The sequence below is a fragment of the Pseudomonas sp. B21-028 genome (assembly GCF_024749045.1).
Lineage (GTDB): Bacteria > Pseudomonadota > Gammaproteobacteria > Pseudomonadales > Pseudomonadaceae > Aquipseudomonas.
In genome coordinates this window covers 5,044,427-5,060,968 of the sequence record NZ_CP087184.1, presented here as the reverse complement: position 1 = coordinate 5,060,968, position 16,542 = coordinate 5,044,427, and the positions used below count along the sequence as shown (strand labels likewise).

15 protein-coding genes are annotated in these 16,542 nt (G+C 61.2%); 5 read left to right on the top strand and 10 right to left on the bottom strand.

Translation table 11 applies throughout. From position 1 onward, the window contains the following. Window positions 1–165: 165 nt before the first annotated feature. A complete protein-coding gene (locus LOY35_RS21830; RefSeq protein WP_258627058.1) occupies window positions 166–909 on the bottom strand; it encodes a phosphatase PAP2 family protein in 744 nt (247 codons plus the stop codon). A gap of 205 nt (window positions 910–1,114) precedes the next feature. On the opposite strand from LOY35_RS21830, the gene colR reads away from it, so the two are divergent. From colR to LOY35_RS21805, 5 genes are all read left to right on the top strand, one after another. Beyond that, complete coding sequence (gene colR / locus LOY35_RS21825; protein ID WP_025215158.1) at window positions 1,115–1,798, top strand: two-component system response regulator ColR; 684 nt, start codon at window positions 1,115–1,117, stop codon at window positions 1,796–1,798. Next, the gene (locus LOY35_RS21820; protein WP_258627054.1) at window positions 1,788–3,065 is read left to right on the top strand and encodes a HAMP domain-containing sensor histidine kinase; all 1,278 of its coding nucleotides are present in this window, start codon (window positions 1,788–1,790) and stop codon (window positions 3,063–3,065) included. Before colR ends, LOY35_RS21820 begins: the two co-directional genes overlap by 11 nt. Window positions 3,066–3,176: 111 nt before the next feature. Further along, window positions 3,177–3,845: a class I SAM-dependent methyltransferase gene (locus LOY35_RS21815; protein ID WP_258627050.1), complete on the top strand. Its 669-nt coding sequence runs from the start codon at window positions 3,177–3,179 to the stop codon at window positions 3,843–3,845. A gap of 4 nt (window positions 3,846–3,849) precedes the next feature. Then, window positions 3,850–4,560, top strand: coding sequence for a lipopolysaccharide kinase InaA family protein (locus tag LOY35_RS21810; RefSeq protein WP_258627047.1), 711 nt, complete (start codon window positions 3,850–3,852; stop codon window positions 4,558–4,560). Between the two features lie 2 nt (window positions 4,561–4,562). Beyond that, window positions 4,563–4,790: a hypothetical protein gene (locus LOY35_RS21805; protein WP_258627043.1), complete on the top strand. Its 228-nt coding sequence runs from the start codon at window positions 4,563–4,565 to the stop codon at window positions 4,788–4,790. 224 nt (window positions 4,791–5,014) lie between these two features. Here LOY35_RS21805 and LOY35_RS21800 read toward each other — a convergent pair whose 3' ends face one another. From LOY35_RS21800 to LOY35_RS21760, 9 genes are all read right to left on the bottom strand, one after another. Further along, window positions 5,015–8,041: a multidrug efflux RND transporter permease subunit gene (locus tag LOY35_RS21800; protein ID WP_258627040.1), complete on the bottom strand. Its 3,027-nt coding sequence runs from the start codon at window positions 8,039–8,041 to the stop codon at window positions 5,015–5,017. 13 nt (window positions 8,042–8,054) lie between these two features. Further along, a complete protein-coding gene (locus tag LOY35_RS21795) occupies window positions 8,055–9,203 on the bottom strand; it encodes an efflux RND transporter periplasmic adaptor subunit (RefSeq protein ID WP_258627038.1) in 1,149 nt (382 codons plus the stop codon). 150 nt (window positions 9,204–9,353) lie between these two features. Beyond that, window positions 9,354–10,451, bottom strand: a complete 1,098-nt coding sequence (locus LOY35_RS21790; RefSeq protein WP_258627031.1) for a DUF1513 domain-containing protein — start codon at window positions 10,449–10,451, stop codon at window positions 9,354–9,356. A gap of 2 nt (window positions 10,452–10,453) precedes the next feature. Continuing rightward, window positions 10,454–11,518, bottom strand: coding sequence for an imelysin family protein (locus tag LOY35_RS21785; protein WP_258627028.1), 1,065 nt, complete (start codon window positions 11,516–11,518; stop codon window positions 10,454–10,456). A 26-nt stretch (window positions 11,519–11,544) separates the two neighbouring features. Next, window positions 11,545–12,981, bottom strand: coding sequence for a di-heme oxidoredictase family protein (locus LOY35_RS21780; RefSeq protein ID WP_258627026.1), 1,437 nt, complete (start codon window positions 12,979–12,981; stop codon window positions 11,545–11,547). Between the two features lie 293 nt (window positions 12,982–13,274). Beyond that, window positions 13,275–14,615, bottom strand: coding sequence for a cell wall metabolism sensor histidine kinase WalK (locus LOY35_RS21775; protein WP_258627024.1), 1,341 nt, complete (start codon window positions 14,613–14,615; stop codon window positions 13,275–13,277). A gap of 65 nt (window positions 14,616–14,680) precedes the next feature. Next, window positions 14,681–15,115, bottom strand: coding sequence for a Spy/CpxP family protein refolding chaperone (locus tag LOY35_RS21770; RefSeq protein WP_258627022.1), 435 nt, complete (start codon window positions 15,113–15,115; stop codon window positions 14,681–14,683). 279 nt (window positions 15,116–15,394) lie between these two features. Beyond that, on the bottom strand, window positions 15,395–16,072 hold the full coding sequence (locus tag LOY35_RS21765; protein ID WP_024779541.1) for a response regulator transcription factor: 678 nt from the start codon (window positions 16,070–16,072) through the stop codon (window positions 15,395–15,397). A gap of 7 nt (window positions 16,073–16,079) precedes the next feature. Then, the gene (locus tag LOY35_RS21760) at window positions 16,080–16,490 is read right to left on the bottom strand and encodes a translation initiation factor 2 (RefSeq protein WP_258627019.1); all 411 of its coding nucleotides are present in this window, start codon (window positions 16,488–16,490) and stop codon (window positions 16,080–16,082) included. Between the last annotated feature and the right edge of the window lie 52 nt (window positions 16,491–16,542).

The window sequence follows — 16,542 nt, the reverse complement described above, 5'->3', positions numbered from 1 at the left end:
GGCGGGGTTTTTTATTGGCTGGCGTTGGAGGTACTTTCGCTATTCAGCCAATTTCTGTGGGAGCCGAGCTTGCTCGCGATGACGGGGGACATCCGACATCATTGCAAACGGGTTCACCGCTATCGCGAGCAAGCTCGACTCCCACAGGTTCCGGTCGGATGCTGCTCAAGCATTGACCGGCTGTGCTTCGACCATGGGCTCTGCTCTTGTGGCCGGCCGGTACAGGACGAAGTAATAACAGCCCAGGCAAATCAGCCAGCAGAACACCGCCGTCCACACGTTGTGTGAGAAGAAGTGGGCCCCTTGCATCATCCGGCCTATGGAGAACACCGTTCCCAGGGTGAAGGCAAATACCAAGGCTCGTCGGGCCAGGCGCGGCTTGCGGTCGCGAAATACGAAGAACAGGGCGAACAGGGTAAATCCGGTGGCGGCATGCCCCCCAGGCCAGCATCTGCCCGGTTTTTGGGTGTCTGGGCGCGGGCTCAGCAATTCACTGTAGGTTTCCTTGCCGCCGAACTCCTTCAGGCTCCAGGGGCATTGCACGGCGGTCACCGCTTTCATCGGCGTGACGAAGGAGGTCGCCAGCGCCAGGGAGAGCACCAGGCAGCCCAACTCACGTTTGAAGGGCTTAAGTCGGGGGATAAAAAAAGCGCCGATGAAGCCGACGATGGAAAACACCGAAAAGGCGATGACCACTTGTTTCGCCCGGTCATGGAGGATGTCTTCCAGGAAAAAACTATGTCGCCCGATGAAATTGCCGGCGCTCGGGTCATAGAACAGCCGGGCCAGGCTCATGTCCAAAGTGGTCAGCTCCAGCAACACCAGTATCAACGCGACAATGGCGGGCACGCCCAAGGCGATCCAGAAATTCAGAGGCCTGGAAGTGGGGCGGACGGCAGCGGAAACCATGGTAGTACCTTTGGTGGGAGTGTCATGAAGAGCGCGTGGCGCGCAGTCTGCCCTGCGTTGCGTTGGCGAGACGTGAAGGCATAGTGAAAAACTCGTCAAGATTCGCGCAACGCCATCAAAGAGCTCGTCCCGCTAGCCGCGAGCCTTACTTGGCCTTAAGCTGCGCGGGCCACGACGACTGTCCACGTGCGCAGAGGAGATGCCCATGCGAATTCTATTGGTCGAAGACAACCGCGACATCCTGGCCAATCTGGCCGATTACCTGGGGCTCAAGGGCTATACCGTCGATTGCGCCCAGGACGGTCTGTCGGGCCTGCACCTGGCAGCGACCGAGCATTACGACCTGATCGTGCTCGACATCATGTTGCCGGGCATCGACGGCTACACCTTGTGCAAGCGTCTGCGTGAAGATGCCCGGCGCGATACGCCGGTGATCATGCTCACCGCCCGGGATCAACTGGACGACCGCCTGCAGGGCTTCAAATCCGGGGCCGATGATTACCTGATCAAACCCTTCGCCCTGTCGGAACTGGCGGCCCGGATCGAAGCGGTCATGCGGCGGGCCCAGGGCGGCGGCCGGCGTGCGTTGCAGGTCGGCGACCTGAGTTATGACCTCGATACCCTGGAAGTGACCCGCGAGGGCAAGCTGCTCAAGCTCAACCCGGTCGGCCTGAAGTTGCTGGCGGTACTGATGCAGAAGAGTCCCCACGTGCTGCGTCGGGAAATCCTTGAAGAAGCCCTATGGGGCGATGATTGCCCGGACAGCGACAGCCTGCGCAGCCATGTCCACCAATTGCGCCAGGTGATCGACAAACCATTCGACAAGCCTTTGCTGCATACCGTGCACGGTGTCGGTTATCGCCTGGCCGAGGGCCGCGATGGAGTTTAAGCAGAGCCTTGCCCAACGGATCATCATTGCATTTGCATTGATGAGTGCGCTGGTGGCCGGAGCCTTCGCCATGGGGATCGTGGCGACGGTACACCTGGTGGAAGAAAAGCTGATTTCTTCCGGACTGGGTGGCGACCTGCAACGCCTGTTGCTGATGGACAGTGTCTCGGACTGGAATCATCGTCCGGAACCTGACCAGTTGTTCTATTTCAGCGGCGGCCCGGGTGACTTCGAATTGCCCAAGGATCTGCGTCACCTGGAGCCTGGCTTCCACGAAGTGTTTCGCGAGCAATTGTCCTATCACGCCATGGTGGAGATCGTTGACGGCCGGCATTACGTGTTGCTGCAGGACCAGAGCGACTTCGAAGAGCGCGAGCGGGTGCTGTTCGCCGTCGTGCTGGTGGGCTTTGTGCTCAGCCTGGCGCTGGCGGTGTTCCTTGGCTGGATCCTGGCGCGCCGGGTGATGGCGCCGGTGGTGCGTTTGGCCCGGCAAGTGCGGCACCGCGACCAGCTTCTTGGACTCGCCCCTCCGTTGGCGCCTGATTATGCCGCTGATGAGGTGGGCGAGCTGGCGGTGGCATTCGACGCGACACTGGGGCGGTTGCGCCAGGCCCTGACCCGCGAGCGGTTGTTTACCAGTGATGTCAGTCATGAGCTTCGCACGCCGTTGATGGTCCTGGCGACCTCCTGTGAACTGTTGCTGGAAAACCCGGCACTGGATCAGCGGGGTCGCCTGCAGGTCGAGCGCATCAACCGCGCCAGTGAAGAGATGCGCGAACTGGTGCAAACGTTCCTGATGCTTGCCAGGGCTCAGCGCGAGGACAACGGCATGTCGCCTCGCCTGACCCTTGGTCAGGTCGCGGAAAATCTCCTCGGGGTATGGCGTGCGGCCATCGAGTCCAAAGGCCTGACGCTGATTTTCGAACCGGGACAGCCTCTCGACACACCCTATAACGCCACGTTCCTGACAGCGGTCATGGGTAACCTGTTGCGTAACGCCTTGCATTACACCGATCAGGGCTTTATCCGTCTCACCCTCTACGGCACCGGATTCGTGGTGGAGGACAGCGGCGTGGGTATTCCCGAGGAGAAGCGCGAGGCGATGTTCGAACCGTTCGTGCGCGGCAATGAGAAGCGCGGTGAGGGGCTTGGGCTGGGGCTGTCGCTGGTACAACGGATTTGCGAGAACCAGGGCTGGATGGTGAGTCTCAGTACGATGGAGCCCAACGGTTGCCGTTTCGAGGTTGAATTGAATCCGAAGGATTGAGTGTGTCCTGAAAAATTTTGTAATCATTGCGAAGATTGCATGACTTTTTTTTCACAAGGCGATGACACACCGATTCATAAGTTGGACCTGTCTGGAAAGGAGGTCCCCTTAATGTCCAAACCCATCAAGCTCGATTTTTCCGAAAAGTACGACGAGCAGCATGCCCGGAAATACTTTCACAAGCATCGAAGCGGCTTGAGTCGCCGTCTCTCCAATCAGCGAGATCAACAACTGGCCAAGCGTGCATTGGCACTGGCCGGTGACCCGGGCCTGGTATTGGATCTGCCTTGCGGTGCAGGGCGCTTCTGGTCCTCGCTGGCGGAAAAACCGAATCGCGTCATCATCGGCGCGGACAATTCCGAGGCCATGCTCAAGACTGCAATGGAGTCTCAACCCGCCGATGTCGTGAAACGGGTACAACCCTTGCACACTTCTGCCTTCGACATCGCCTTGCCTGATAACGCCGTCGACAGCATTTTTTGCATGCGCCTGCTTCATCACATCGGTGAACCCGCGCATCGACTGGCGATTCTGAAGGAATTCGCGCGCGTCAGCCGTGACAGCGTGATTATTTCATTGTGGGTTGATGGCAATTTCAAGGCCTGGAAACGCAAGCGTCAGGAACGTAGCCGTGGGCAGAAAGACTACCAGAATCGATTTGTGTTACCGGTCGCTACAGTAGAAGAGGAGTTTCGGCAGGCCGGGTTTCGCATCCAGGAACAACTGGACTTCCTACCGCTCTACGCCATGTGGCGAGTTTATGTATTACGCAAGAGGTAACAGCATGGTTGCGCAGGTAGCAGAGACTCCTGGGATTTCCCGCAGCAGCTTCGACCATTACTGGAGCATGAAGGGTGAATGGGTAGAAGAGCCCAACGTGCGTCGTGGTGGAGAAAGTGGCGTGCAACGGATCATCAGCAAGGATGGCGAGCTGCTTTATGCCAAGCGCCAGACTGGACACATTTATCGCAGCTGGCTGCATCCGTTCGGTCGTCCGACCGTGCTGCGTGAGCAGGACGCGCTCCTGGCGTTGCCTCGACTCAACGTCCGGGTACCCGAGCTGGTTTTCTGTGCTGCCCAACCGGACCCGGACCATAAGTGGCGGGCGTTATTGGTGACTCGTGCGCTTGAAGGTTTCGAGGAGATCGAGCACTGGTATGCCGGCGGCGGTCGCGAGCGTCACGGCGAAGCGGTGCATGACCAGGTCCTTCGGGAGCTGGCCGAAAACCTGGCCCGCATGCACAAGGGCCGATGGCAACACAGCTGCATCTACATCAAGCATGTTTTTGTGCGTGTGACCGGGGAGGGCGAGGCGGCCAAGCCCGAAGTGGCGCTGCTGGATCTGGAGAAGTGTCGCCGGCGCCTGACCGCCCGACGGGCTGCATCCCATGACATGAAACAGCTCCGGCGCCATTCGTCGTTCAGCGATTCTGACTGGAAAAAACTCGTCTACTTTTATGAGACGGCGTTTGGCAGCGCTATCAAAGGCTTATGACGATGAAACTGGAAATTGCTAGAGGTGTGTTTTTAATCGGAGCCCTGGCAGTTGCGTCAATGGCGGTGGCTGTGTGGGAACAGCCCCGTTCTCAGATACTCAGTGCCTCCCACTCTGGTGCTTATTGCCCTTTGCCGCGGGTGGCCAAGGCCAGCGAGGTGGTCCGGCCGGATAATGACCTGTTGCTGTTCATGTTCAGTCTTTCCCAAGGCGTGAGGCCGCAGAGTTGAGAGTCACGGAGCCCAAATAAAGGCTGCCTTCGGGTGGCCTTTTTTTATGTCTGGTTATTTATCGGAAAAACATTTGTGGCGAGGGGATTTATCCCCGCTGGGCTGCGAAGCAGCCCCTTTGCAGGCAACTCAATCAATCTGACACACCGAGTTGCATTTGATGGGGCTGCTTCGCAGCCCAGCGGGGATAAATCCCCTCGCCACAATGATCCCCTTGCCACTGGTCAGGCTTTATCCGGCTTGGCTAGCAGCGTGTAGATACATGGCAATACGAACAGCGTGAACAGGGTGCCAATCGACATGCCGGTGGCGATGACCGTGCCGATGTCGAAGCGGCTCACCGCTCCGGCGCCGGTGGCCAGGATCAGCGGCACCATGCCAAACACCATGGCGGCGGTAGTCATCAGTACCGGCCGCAAACGAATCGACGCGGCCTGTTCCACGGCTTCCCGTGGCGTCAGGCCCTGTTCCTTGCGCAACTGGTTGGCAAACTCAACGATCAGAATCCCGTGCTTGCTGATCAGGCCGATCAGCGTCACCAATCCCACCTGGGTATATATGTTCATGCTCGACCAGCCGAGGAACAACGGAATCAGTGCGCCACAAATGGACAGCGGTACCGTCACCAGGATCACCAGCGGGTCACGAAAGCTCTCGAACTGGGCAGCCAGCACCAGGAAGATGATCGCCAGCGCCAGGGCAAAAGTGACCCACAACGCACTGCCTTCCTGAACGAACTGACGCGAGGCCCCGGCATAATCGAAGGCAAACCCCACCGGCGCTTCTTCCCGGGCGATCTGGCGAACCGTCTCGATGGCCTCGCCCATGCTCACCACGGGAAAGCCGGAAATCGTCACCGCATTGAGTTGCTGGAACTGGTTGAGTTGCCGCGGGCGAGCCCGGTCGCTGACCTTGATCAGGGTCGATAGCGGTAGCGATTCACCCTTGGCATTTTTCACGTAGTAATTGTTCAGCCAGCCAGGATTGTCGCGGAACGGCCGTTCGACCTGGGCAATGACCTTGTAGCTGCGCCCTTCGAGGGTGAAGCGGTTGATCTCCGACTCCCCGAGCAAGGTGGCGAGGGTTCCGCCCAGGTCCTGCATCGAGACCCCCATCTGGGCGGCCTTGTCACGATCGATGTCGACGACGACCTCGGGCTTGTCGAAGGCCAGGTCAATGTCCATGAACGCGAACTTTCCGGATTCCACTGCGCGTTTCTTGATCCGCTCGGCAACTTCCAGCAGCGTCGCGTAGTCTTTCGGGGAGTTGATGACGAAGGCAAAGGGCAGGCCTTCACCCGTGCCCGGTAGGGAAGGGAGGTTGAAACCGAAGATCTGCAGGCCTGGGATGCTTTCCAGCTTGGCCTGGACATCAGGCAGGATTTCCATCTGGGTGCGGCTGCGTTCGTTCCAGGGCTTGAGCAGAAAACCGCCGATGCCGGACTGCACGCCGTTGTAGCCGTTGATCTGGAACGAAGAGTAGTACTCCGGGAACTCCTTGAAGATTTCGAGGAAGTGATCCGTGTAGGTGTTCAGGTAGTCGAGATTGGTGGGCTGCGGTGCCGTGGCCATCATGAAGATGATGCCCTGGTCTTCGTCGGGGGCCAGCTCGGACTTGGTGAACATGATCAGTACAGGAATCAGCAGCAGGACGATCACGGCGAACACCAGCACCACCGGCCGGGTATTGAGCGTGCCGTGAAGCATGCGCTGGTAGCGGTTCTTCAAACGCTCGAAAGCCATGTCCAATCGATGGGCCAGCCCCGAAGGGTTTTCGTCGTGGCGCAGCAGCATCGCGCACATCATCGGTGACAGGGTCAGGGCGACGATTCCGGAAATCACCACGGCCCCGGCCAGGGTTAAAGCGAATTCCTTGAACAGGGCGCCCGTCAGGCCTTCGAGCAAGCCGATCGGCGCATACACCGCCGCCAGCGTGATGGTCATCGAGACCACCGGCATGGCGATTTCCCGGGCGCCTTCCAACGCCGCGTCGAACGGGCTCTTGCCTTCCTCGATATGCCGGTGGATGTTTTCCACGACGACGATGGCGTCGTCCACCACCAGGCCGATGGCCAGCACCATGGCGAGCAGTGTCAGCAGGTTCATCGAGTAGCCCATCAACTGCATGAAGAACATCACGCCGATCATCGACAACGGGATGGTCACCACCGGAATGAGTACTGAACGCAGGGCGCCGAGGAACAGGAACACCACGACGATGACGATCAGCACCGCCTCGAACAGGGTCTTCACCACCTCATCGATGGAGGCCTGGATGAACAGGGTCGCATCGTAGGCAATCTCGGCCTTGAGGTTCGTCGGCAGTTGGGCCTCCATTTCCGGCATGATCTTGCGCACTTCCCTGATCACATCCAGAGGGTTCGCGCCGGGCGTGGCCTTGATCCCGATATACACCGAGGGCGTACCACCGAAGGAACTGATGGTGTCGTAGTTTTCAGCGCCCATCTCCACCCGTGCCACATCCCGCAGCAGTACCCGGCTGTCACCGTCGATCTTGAGCGGTATCGCGGCAAAGGCTTCGGCGGACTTGAGTTCGGTGTTGGCGTTGATGCTGGTGACCACGTATTCGCCCTTCACCTCGCCAGCGGCCGAGAGAAAGTTGTATTGGCGCACGGCGTTGGTCACGTCGGCGGCGGTCAGGCCGAAACCGGCGAGCTTGATGGGGTCGAGCCACAGGCGCATGGCGAAGACCTGGTTACCGAGGATCTCCGCCTCAGCCATGCCCGGAAGGGTCGCCAGCTTGGGCTGGATCACCCGTGACAGGTAGTCGGTGATCTGCGGGTTGCTCAGTTCCTTGCTGAAAAAACTGATGTACATCAAGGCCGAGGCATCGGCGGCCTCCCGGCTGAGTACCGGGTCCTCGGCGTCCTGGGGTAGCTGGTTCTTGACCTCGTTGGCCTTGGCCAGCAGTTCGGTGAAGAGCCGGTCGCTGTTGGAGCCGATACGGGCGTAGACCGATATCACCGAGAAATTCTGACGACTGACCGAGGTCATGTAGTCGATGCCTTCGGCGCTGGCCAGGCTCTGCTGCATCGGCTGGGTAATGTAGCCCTGGATGGTTTCGGCGTTGGCCCCGGGGTACGCGGTGGTCACCGTGATCAGGGCATTTTCCATCTGTGGGTACTGGCGCAGGGGCAGCTTGCTCCAGGCCTGGAAGCCCAACAGCACGATCAGCAGGCTGACCACGGTGGCGAACACCGGACGGCGGATGAACGGATCGGTAAAAGCCATGGGGATTCCTTGATCAGTCCGCGCGTCGCGGGCTGTTCTGTTCGGTCAGGGTCTTGTCGTCACTGATGGCGATGTGGGTACCATTATCCAGTTTGATCTGGCCGGCGATCACCACCTGTTCGCCGCTCTGTACGCCCTTGGTAACCAGCACCAGCCCGTCACGACGTTCGCCGGTCTCGACGAAGCGCCGTTCGGCAATCAGGACCGGCTGGCCCTTGTCGTCCTTCTCGACATTGCCGTCGGCGGCTTTCTTCTGCGTCACCACGTACATGGAATTGCCATAGAGGGTGTAGGTCACGGCGCTCTCCGGCACGACGATCCCGGCCGCCACCTCCGGCAGGATCACCTGCAGGTTGGTAAACATGCCGGGCAACAGCTTGCCGTCGGGGTTGGCCAGGGTGGCGCGTACCAGCACATTGCGGGTGCTGTCCTCGACCTTGGGGTTGATGGCACTGATGGCGCCGACGAACGTCTGGCCGGGGTAGGCCGAGACGCCGACGTTGACCGCTTGTGCAACAGCCAGCCTTGGCACCATTTGCTCAGGGACGTAGAAGTCCACGTAGAGGCTGCTGAGGTCTTGCAAGGTGGCGATGACCGTGCCGCTGGCCAGATAATCGCCGACATCCACCTGGCGAATGCCGATGGTGCCGCTGAACGGGGCGACGATGCGTTTCTTGTCCAGCGACGCCTTGAGCTGATTGACCGTGGCCTGGTTCTTTTTCAACTGTGCCGAGAGTCGGTCGAACTCGCCCTTGGAGATCGCCTGGCTGCCCACCAGTTGCCGGCCGCGACCGAAGTCCAGTTGTGACAGGCCCAGGTCGGCCTCGGCGGTTTCCAGCAGGGCGCTTTCGACCTCGCTGTCCAGTTGCAGGAGCGGCTGGCCGACCTTGACCTTCTGTCCGGACTGGAACAGCACCTTCTGCACGGTCCCGGCAATCTCCAGGCTCAAGTCCACCCCTTGCAGCGCTTTGAGGCTGCCGACGGCAGGCAGTCGGCTCTGCCAGGGTTGCTCGGCGGCGCTGGCCACGGCAACACTGACCGGTGGTTTCGGTACAGAAAACATCTGGATCTGTTGGTAGACGGAGAAGGCTTTGTAGCCGCCAAGCAACAGCACCACCAGCAGGACAACCCCCAACATGATCAGCATGCGGCGTCGCAGCATGTTCCACTTCCTTGGAAAGGTGTTAGAAAAGACATTCAGGCCGGCACATTACTCTGAGTGTGCTGGGGATTCCAGATCCTGTAAGGCCTGTGTTGTGTAGGAATATTCCCGAAATACGGGGCTTTGCGTTGATAGCTTAGCCCCACTCGATCAGGCCAGATGCAAATGGTTGTCCCAGAGCCCCGCCGGCAGGTCCAACGGCTTTGCAACCGGTTGGGCCTGTCGGCAATCGTAATAGCGGCAACGCCCCTGGCCCGAGGTCACGACGAAGCCATCCGCCACTGCCCCCACCCCGGCGCAATCCGGCAGAGGGGCATCCAGGCGGACTTCACCGCTGTCCAGGTCCCAGATGAAAAAGCGATTGCCACGGGGGGCTGTCAGGGCGACCAGGCGCAGGTCGCTGTGCACGGCGACGCTGGCGGTGTAATGCCCCATGGCTTGCAATTGCTGTTCGGACACTGCAAACGCCTTGAACGGCTGGCCCGGACGCTTGATCGCCACCAGCTCCGAGGATTCATGGGCGTCCCCCATGAACTGCTGGCCGGAAACGATAGTGCCGTCACTGGCAATGCCCAGGTGGCGCACACTGTTCATGGACTGGGGGAGGGTCTCCTTGCTCAACAGCGTGCCGTCGCGCTGCATGAGGACCAGGCTGGGCTCCATGGCATCGAGGTTCATCTCGACCCGGCTCTCGGCTTCGGTGCGGATACCGCCGTTGGCCACCACCAGGGTTTCGCCGTCGGGCATCCATGACACCTGGTGGGGGCCGATACCGTGGGTGGGGATCTCGCCGCTGTGTACCAGCCGTTCGCCTTCGAAACGGTACACGCCCAGCAGGCCGCGCCCCGGATCAGAGGTGTCATTCTCGGTGGCGTACAGCCACTCGCCGCTGCGATGGATCACCGCGTGGCCGTAGAAGTGCCGGTTCGGCAAGGACGTGATGGTCTGCAGCAACGTGCCGTCGCGCAGGTCGATCAGGTAGCTTTCGGTGCCCGGGCGACGGGCGACGAACAGCGCAACCGGCTGCGACGGATGATTGACGATGTCATGGCAGCGCTGGCCAACCTGGGTGGCGAACACCCGCGTGCCGTCCAGTCGATAACCCACGGCGTAGTGCTTGCCGTCACCATCGTCCCGCGCCGAAAGCAGCAGCGCAGGCTTGTCCTTGTGCTTGAACAGCGTCCAGCCACCCAGGGTAACGGCGCCGAGCAGCAAGCTGCCCAGTGCCAGGGCCTGACGTCGAAACATGATCAGTCACCGTCGTTGGCATTGAAGCCCAGTTGGATGCCCAGCGCCTTGGCCAGTTCGCCCTCATGCAGACGATGGACGACGTTGAGGCTGTCATACAAGTCGTTGAGTTGCTGGCGCCCGGCGTCGTCGCTGAGCATTTCGGTCAGCGAACGCTGGGTGCTGGCAAACAGTTTCAACGAGGCGTCATAGGCGGCGTCGATCTTGTCGGCCAAGGGCTTCTGGTCGCTTGGCAACAGACCGCGCAGGCCCTTGTTATCCACACCTGCCCAGACGGTCCTGGCCGCGCTGAGGCTGGCTTCCAGGCCTTGCAGCGACGACTGGCTGCGCCAGGCATCGGCCTGGAAAGGTTGCGGTATGCCCTTGGTCTGGCGGCCCATCGGGGTGCCGAGTTTCTTCTTCAATGTATCGAGGGCGGTGACCTGGACCCGCAGCAGATCGGCGATCGCTTCGTGGGAATCGGCGTAGCGCTGGTTCGGAAACTTGCTCATCTGCGCGAGCATGCCGTCGTTGGTGTTCCAGCGCGAGAGGATCTCTTCGGCCAGTTGTTTCTGGCGTTCGCCGATGGCCATCAGCAGTGGGCAATACTTGGCTTTCTGCGCGCTGTCGGCCATGTCGATTTTGGCATCGAACAGCAGGTATTCGTAGGCCGAGAGGCCTTGGACCACGACGCTGGATTTGGCCAGGCCGGCGGCGTCGATCTGCGGCTGGCTGTCGACCAGTTGCTCGACCTGACGGCCCACCAGGTTTTTCTTGTCCGGCCAGAACTGTACCTGCCACGCACGGTTGCCCTCGGCCAGCGGACCGATCAGCAGCGGTTGCAGCTCGGCCCAGGCCTTTTGTGCCTTGAGGAAATCGGCGCGGGCGGTGTCCAGGTTTTCCTTGCCTTGGCAGAACGCCAGGGCGCTGCTCGCCAGTTGCCGGTCGGCATCGACCCAACGGCTGTAGGTCGGCAGGATCACTTGCTTGGCGATGGCCGCAGAAGTGACGGCTTGTGGGTCCTGCGGCGAGCAGGCACCAAGGGCGAGGGCGGCGAGGCTGGTGAACAACAGCTTGGGACGGAACATGTCGGACTCCCGTTTCGGAAAATTGTTTAAAGGGAATTCAGGAAAGCCAGCAACGCGGCGCGCTGCTCGGCATTGAACGCTAAAACCTGGCGCTGAGCCGCTTGCGCTTCGCCGCCATGCCACAGCACGGCTTCGAGCAGGTTGCGGGCGCGCCCGTCGTGCAGGAACTGGGTGTGGCCGCTGACGGTTTCGGTCAAGCCGATACCCCACAACGGCGGGGTCCGCCAGTCACGGCCGCCGGCCTTGAATTCGCTGCGGTTGTCGGCCAGGCCTTCGCCCATGTCGTGCAACAACAGGTCGGTGTAAGGGCGGATGACCTGATTCGCCAGCTCTGGCTCGGCGGCGTTGGCGGAGGTGGTGTATTTCGGTGTGTGGCAGGATTGGCAACCGGCCTGGAAAAACAGATTCTTGCCGGCCAGCACCTGGGCTGAGTTCACGTCCCGGCGCGCCGGTACGGCCAGGTTGCGGCTATAGAACAGCACCAGCCGCAGGATGTTGTCGCTCACTTCCGGCTCGCCATCCGGGCCATTGCCATTGGGCGCGCGCTTGCAATCGACCTGGGCCTCGGTGCAATCGTCGAACGGCCGCAAGCTTGTCGTCAGGCCCATGTCGCCGGAGAACGCGTGGACGTTCTGCTGGTTGAGGTTGGGCTGCCCGGCCTTCCAGCCAAAACGTCCCATGACGGTTTTCTGCTGGACATCGTCCCAGACCTGGTTCGGTCGGCCGGCGATGCCGTTCTTCTCCCGCGCCTGGGCCTCGGCGTTCGCCAGGATGGCTTCATCGGGAATGGCTTCCAGCAATCCCAAACCGATCATCGGCGGGGCGACACGGGCGGACAACCGCGTGTCGGGGTGCATCGGGCCGTAGCCCAGCTGGCTGATCTGCAGGTTCGGCTTGCGCAGTTCCACCACCGTGCCGTCCTTGAAGCGCACCGGGACAGGCGCATAGTCGACCCGCACTTTGCCTTCCGGGGCGACGCCGGGCACGGACATATCCTGCAGCTGCCCGCCGTAGACCGGCTCCGGCACCACGCCCAGTTGCTCAATGACCTTGGCGTAGGGCGGCGCGTCGGGGATCGACAGGCGCACCAGCATCGACACCGCGTTGGCCGCGTCCGGCGCCGGTGGATGGCCGCGACCGTCCTTGATATGGCAGTTCTGGCAGGCATTGGTATTGAACAGCGGCCCGAGGCCGTCCCGGGCGGTGGTGGTCGATGGTGCGATCACCCAGGGGCTGCGGAAAAAACTGTTGCCGACGCTGAAGTCCACGCGCCGTGAGGGCGGCAGGTTGGCCGAAGGCAGGGAAAAGGCGTTCTGATCCGCCTTGCGAACCGTCGCGGCGCCACCGGACCGGGCTTCGCCGGGTTCGGCCTGGGTAAAGCGTGGCGCATCATCGCAGGCACTCAGGCCCATGGCCATGGACAGTGCCATGAGCAGCGTGCATAGAAGAGGCAACGACGGCATCGAGCATCCTGGAAGGCGAGTAAAACGAGGGCGCAAAGTCTAACAGGACCGGGGACTTTGAATAAGAGGAATTATCGTTTGGTTGTTCACAGAGCAGCTTCGAATAGGGGGAGAGGCTGTGTGCTCGAGGTCGGTTTGTTCCATTGTGGCGAGGGGATTTATCCCCGCTGGGGTGCGAAGCGCCCCCAAGTCTGTCTGCCACCGCATCGCATCAGATAGGCCTCAAGGGGGCTGCTGCGCACCCCAACGGGGATAAATCCCCTCGCCACAGACTGATCGCTTCATTTATGAGATTACGGCTGGACGACAGCTCCCGGCACCAACGGCAACTCCAGGCTCGCGATGAACCCGCTATCGGGATGATTGGCCAGTATCAACGTACCACCGTGGCGTTCGGCGGCACGGCGCGCAATGGCCAGGCCCAGGCCATGGCCGGCGGCCGTCTGGCCCGGTGCACGATAGAACGGCTCGCCCAACTGACCCAAGTGCTCGGCCTCCACGCCCGGGCCGTGGTCGCGCACGCTCACTACGAGGCGTTCGCCCTGGCGCACCGCGCGCATCTCGATGGGTAGCCCGGCAGGGTTGAAGCGCTGGGCGTTGCGCAGCAGGTTGTCCACCGCTCGCTCGATCATGGTCGGCCAGCCCTTGAGGGTCAGGTTCGGCTCGGCGTTCAATTGCACGCTTTGCTCGGGGGAGGCCAGTTGCGCGTCTTTTTGCAGGGCGGCCAGCAAGCCATTGAGGTCCACGTCTTCGGCGCTGGCGTTGTCGGCATCGACCCGGGCCAGCACCAGGATTTCACTGATCAACGCTTCCAGGCGATCGCATTCGCGGGTCAGGCGCGGCCAGAGCTTTTCACGTTCCTCGGGGCCGGCCCGTTCAGCCAATGCCAGGGCAATGCGCAGCCGGGCCAGGGGCGAGCGCAGTTCATGGGACACGTCCCGCAGCAATTGTCGCTGGCTGCCAATCAGGCTTTGCAAGCGCGCGCCCATGCGGTTGAAGTCCGTCGCCAATACACCGAACTCGTCGCGACGGTTGGCCAGTTTGGCGAGGCTGTTCTGTTGGTAGGTGGTCTGTCCCAGGTCATGCACGGCACCGCGCAGTCGGTTCAACGGGCGAGTGATGGAGAAGGTCACCAGCAGACTGAACAGGGTCAGTACCACCAGGGCGATTCCCAGGGCACTGAGGGGCCAGAGCAAGCTGTCGCGGTGCCAGGCGTCCAGCTCGGGATGGGGGATGCGGTAGATGAACAGGTACGTGTCGCCGGTCTTGGCGCTGGTGAGCTCGTCGGTCAGTCGCCGCCAGGGCAGGCGTCGGTCGTCTTTGTTTTGTCGTGCCTCGAAGGCGGCGGCGCGATGGGGAAACGTGCCGCGCACAACCGGGTCGCCGCTTTCGTTGAACACCTGGACGTCGATGTGATACTGGCGTTTGCGCTGTTGCAGAATGTCCTGGGCAGCGTCTTCGCCCTGGCTTTCGTAGGTTTGCGTCCACTCTTCGGGCAGGGTGTTGAGCCCCGGATGGCGGCTGAGAATCCAGGCGTCCTGGTTCAGCATGTGCCCCAACAGGATGGAAAGCCCTGCAACCAGCGTGATGGCCAGCCAGAAACTGGCCAGGATGCGCCAGAACAATGAACGCACGGTAAATCCTCGAAACAGGGAAAGCCCAGCGGCACGTAGCCGCTGGGCTGGGGAACGTCAGCGCATTATTGCGCTTTTTGCGGCTGTTGCGCCTTCCAGGCCTTGAATTCTGCCCATTCGGCGCGACGCTCGGCCTGTTTCTTCTGAATCGCGTCGAACTCTTTCTGTTGCTCGGGTTTCAACAGACCACGGATCTGGGCATCGACTTTATCGTGCCGTGCCTTCATTTCATCCTGCATGGCCTTCTGATCGGCCGGCGACAGTTTCGCCAGGTATTTCTCCACCAGCTCCTGACGGTCATGACGCTGTTCGCCCATGATCCTGCGGATCTGTTGGCGTTGTTCGTGGGTCAGGTCCAGTTGGCTGTATGGGCCTTTATTGTGCATCTGGCCGTGACGCGGGCCATCCATCGGCCCCATCGGGCCAGCGCCTTCCGGCATGGCCATGGCCACGGTCGGCAGGGCGGCGGCGAACATCAGAGCGATAAGGGTCTTGCGCATGGTGTCTCTCCTTGTCTCATTCCCGGTCAGTTCCGGATGTGTGCAGATTACGGAGATGAAGGTCAGCGGCGGTCAGGGGTGGGTAAAGCTTGGGTAAAGAGGTTTTGGTGTGGTCCTGACAAAAAGTCAGTGAAGTGACTGGCTTCTTTGTGGCGAGGGGATTTATCCCCGCTGGGGTGCGAAGCGCCCCCAAGTCTGTTTGCCACCGCGTGACATCAGATAGATCTTAAGGAGGCTGCTGCGCACCCCAACGGGGATAAATCCCCTCGCCACAGTGTGTTAGAGGCTGTAGTAATAACCCCGGCTGCGCAACGCCACGATGCGCGGGCGGCCGTCGGGATGGGGGCCGATTTTCTTGCGCAGGTTGCTCACGTGCATGTCGAGGCTGCGGTCGTACAGGGTCAGCTTGCGGCCCAGGGCGATCTGCGCCAGTTCCTGCTTGTCCAGTGGCTCGCCCGGCTGCTTGAGCAGCGCTTCGAGCAGGCGGCTCTCGGACACGGTGAGAGTCTGTTCCTGTTCATCGATGCTGACCACGCCACGTACCGGGCTGAAGGTCAGGTCGCCCAGTTCGATCTGGCTGGACACCGCCGTCGGATGACTGCGGCGCAGCACAGCGCGCAGGCGGGCGGTCAGTTCCCGTGGGTCGCAGGGTTTGGCCAGGTAATCGTCGGCGCCCAGTTCCAGGCCGAGGATGCGGTCCAGCGGTTCGCCGCGGGCCGAAAGCATCACCACCGGCAGTTCCGGATGGTCGGTGCGCAGTTGCTTGAGCAACTCCAGGCCACTGCCGTCGGGCAGCATCACATCCAGCACCACCGCCGCCGGAGCGGTTTCGGCCAGCGCCTTGCGGGCACTCTGGCCATCGTGGCAGGCCCGGACCTGGAAGCCTTCCTGACCCAGCCAACTGCCGAGGAGCTCACACAGCTCCTGGTCATCATCAATCAGTAACAGCTCGCTCATGAATCACTCAATTTAGCCATTGCCGACGCTGTCTACGTCCACCGCTGGCAAAGATACCGCAGAGTAGGGCCAATAGCGCTACCCCGGCGCCAATGACGAACCACTGCTGTTGATCGGTCAACAGGCGCGGCAGCGTGCTTGACTGGGCTTCCTTGAGTTGCAGCTTCAGGCGCTGATTCTCCTGGCGCAACCGGCTCACCAGTGCGGTTTCGCGTTCGCTGTTGGAGTTCTGCAATTGTTGGGTCAGTTCTTCGCGCATCCGCTCGCTGTCTTTCAAGCGTTGCTGCAGCTCGGTGATCTGGCCGCCCGCGCTCAGGGACAAGGGCGTCGAGTGATTACCTTCGGTACTTTCTTCGCCATGGGCGGGGGCCCCGATCGACAACATGACCCATAACAGGCACAACGGACCTTTGCGCATCGCCACTCCTGAATTCCAATCGAGACTAGACAGATTAGACAGGTTGTCGGCA

What these genes read in the sequence shown, in the direction of transcription:
- LOY35_RS21790 (WP_258627031.1), bottom strand. Translation starts at nt 10,451, where the DNA reads ATGTTTCGACGTCAGGCCCTGGCACTGGGCAGCTTGCTGCTCGGCGCC.
- LOY35_RS21770 (WP_258627022.1), bottom strand. Translation starts at nt 15,115, where the DNA reads ATGCGCAAGACCCTTATCGCTCTGATGTTCGCCGCCGCCCTGCCGACC.
- LOY35_RS21815 (WP_258627050.1), top strand. Translation starts at nt 3,177, where the DNA reads ATGTCCAAACCCATCAAGCTCGATTTTTCCGAAAAGTACGACGAGCAG.
- LOY35_RS21765 (WP_024779541.1), bottom strand. Translation starts at nt 16,072, where the DNA reads ATGAGCGAGCTGTTACTGATTGATGATGACCAGGAGCTGTGTGAGCTC.
- LOY35_RS21785 (WP_258627028.1), bottom strand. Translation starts at nt 11,518, where the DNA reads ATGTTCCGTCCCAAGCTGTTGTTCACCAGCCTCGCCGCCCTCGCCCTT.
- LOY35_RS21805 (WP_258627043.1), top strand. Translation starts at nt 4,563, where the DNA reads ATGAAACTGGAAATTGCTAGAGGTGTGTTTTTAATCGGAGCCCTGGCA.
- LOY35_RS21810 (WP_258627047.1), top strand. Translation starts at nt 3,850, where the DNA reads ATGGTTGCGCAGGTAGCAGAGACTCCTGGGATTTCCCGCAGCAGCTTC.
- LOY35_RS21760 (WP_258627019.1), bottom strand. Translation starts at nt 16,490, where the DNA reads ATGCGCAAAGGTCCGTTGTGCCTGTTATGGGTCATGTTGTCGATCGGG.
- colR (WP_025215158.1), top strand. Translation starts at nt 1,115, where the DNA reads ATGCGAATTCTATTGGTCGAAGACAACCGCGACATCCTGGCCAATCTG.
- LOY35_RS21830 (WP_258627058.1), bottom strand. Translation starts at nt 909, where the DNA reads ATGGTTTCCGCTGCCGTCCGCCCCACTTCCAGGCCTCTGAATTTCTGG.
- LOY35_RS21795 (WP_258627038.1), bottom strand. Translation starts at nt 9,203, where the DNA reads ATGCTGCGACGCCGCATGCTGATCATGTTGGGGGTTGTCCTGCTGGTG.
- LOY35_RS21780 (WP_258627026.1), bottom strand. Translation starts at nt 12,981, where the DNA reads ATGCCGTCGTTGCCTCTTCTATGCACGCTGCTCATGGCACTGTCCATG.
- LOY35_RS21820 (WP_258627054.1), top strand. Translation starts at nt 1,788, where the DNA reads ATGGAGTTTAAGCAGAGCCTTGCCCAACGGATCATCATTGCATTTGCA.
- LOY35_RS21800 (WP_258627040.1), bottom strand. Translation starts at nt 8,041, where the DNA reads ATGGCTTTTACCGATCCGTTCATCCGCCGTCCGGTGTTCGCCACCGTG.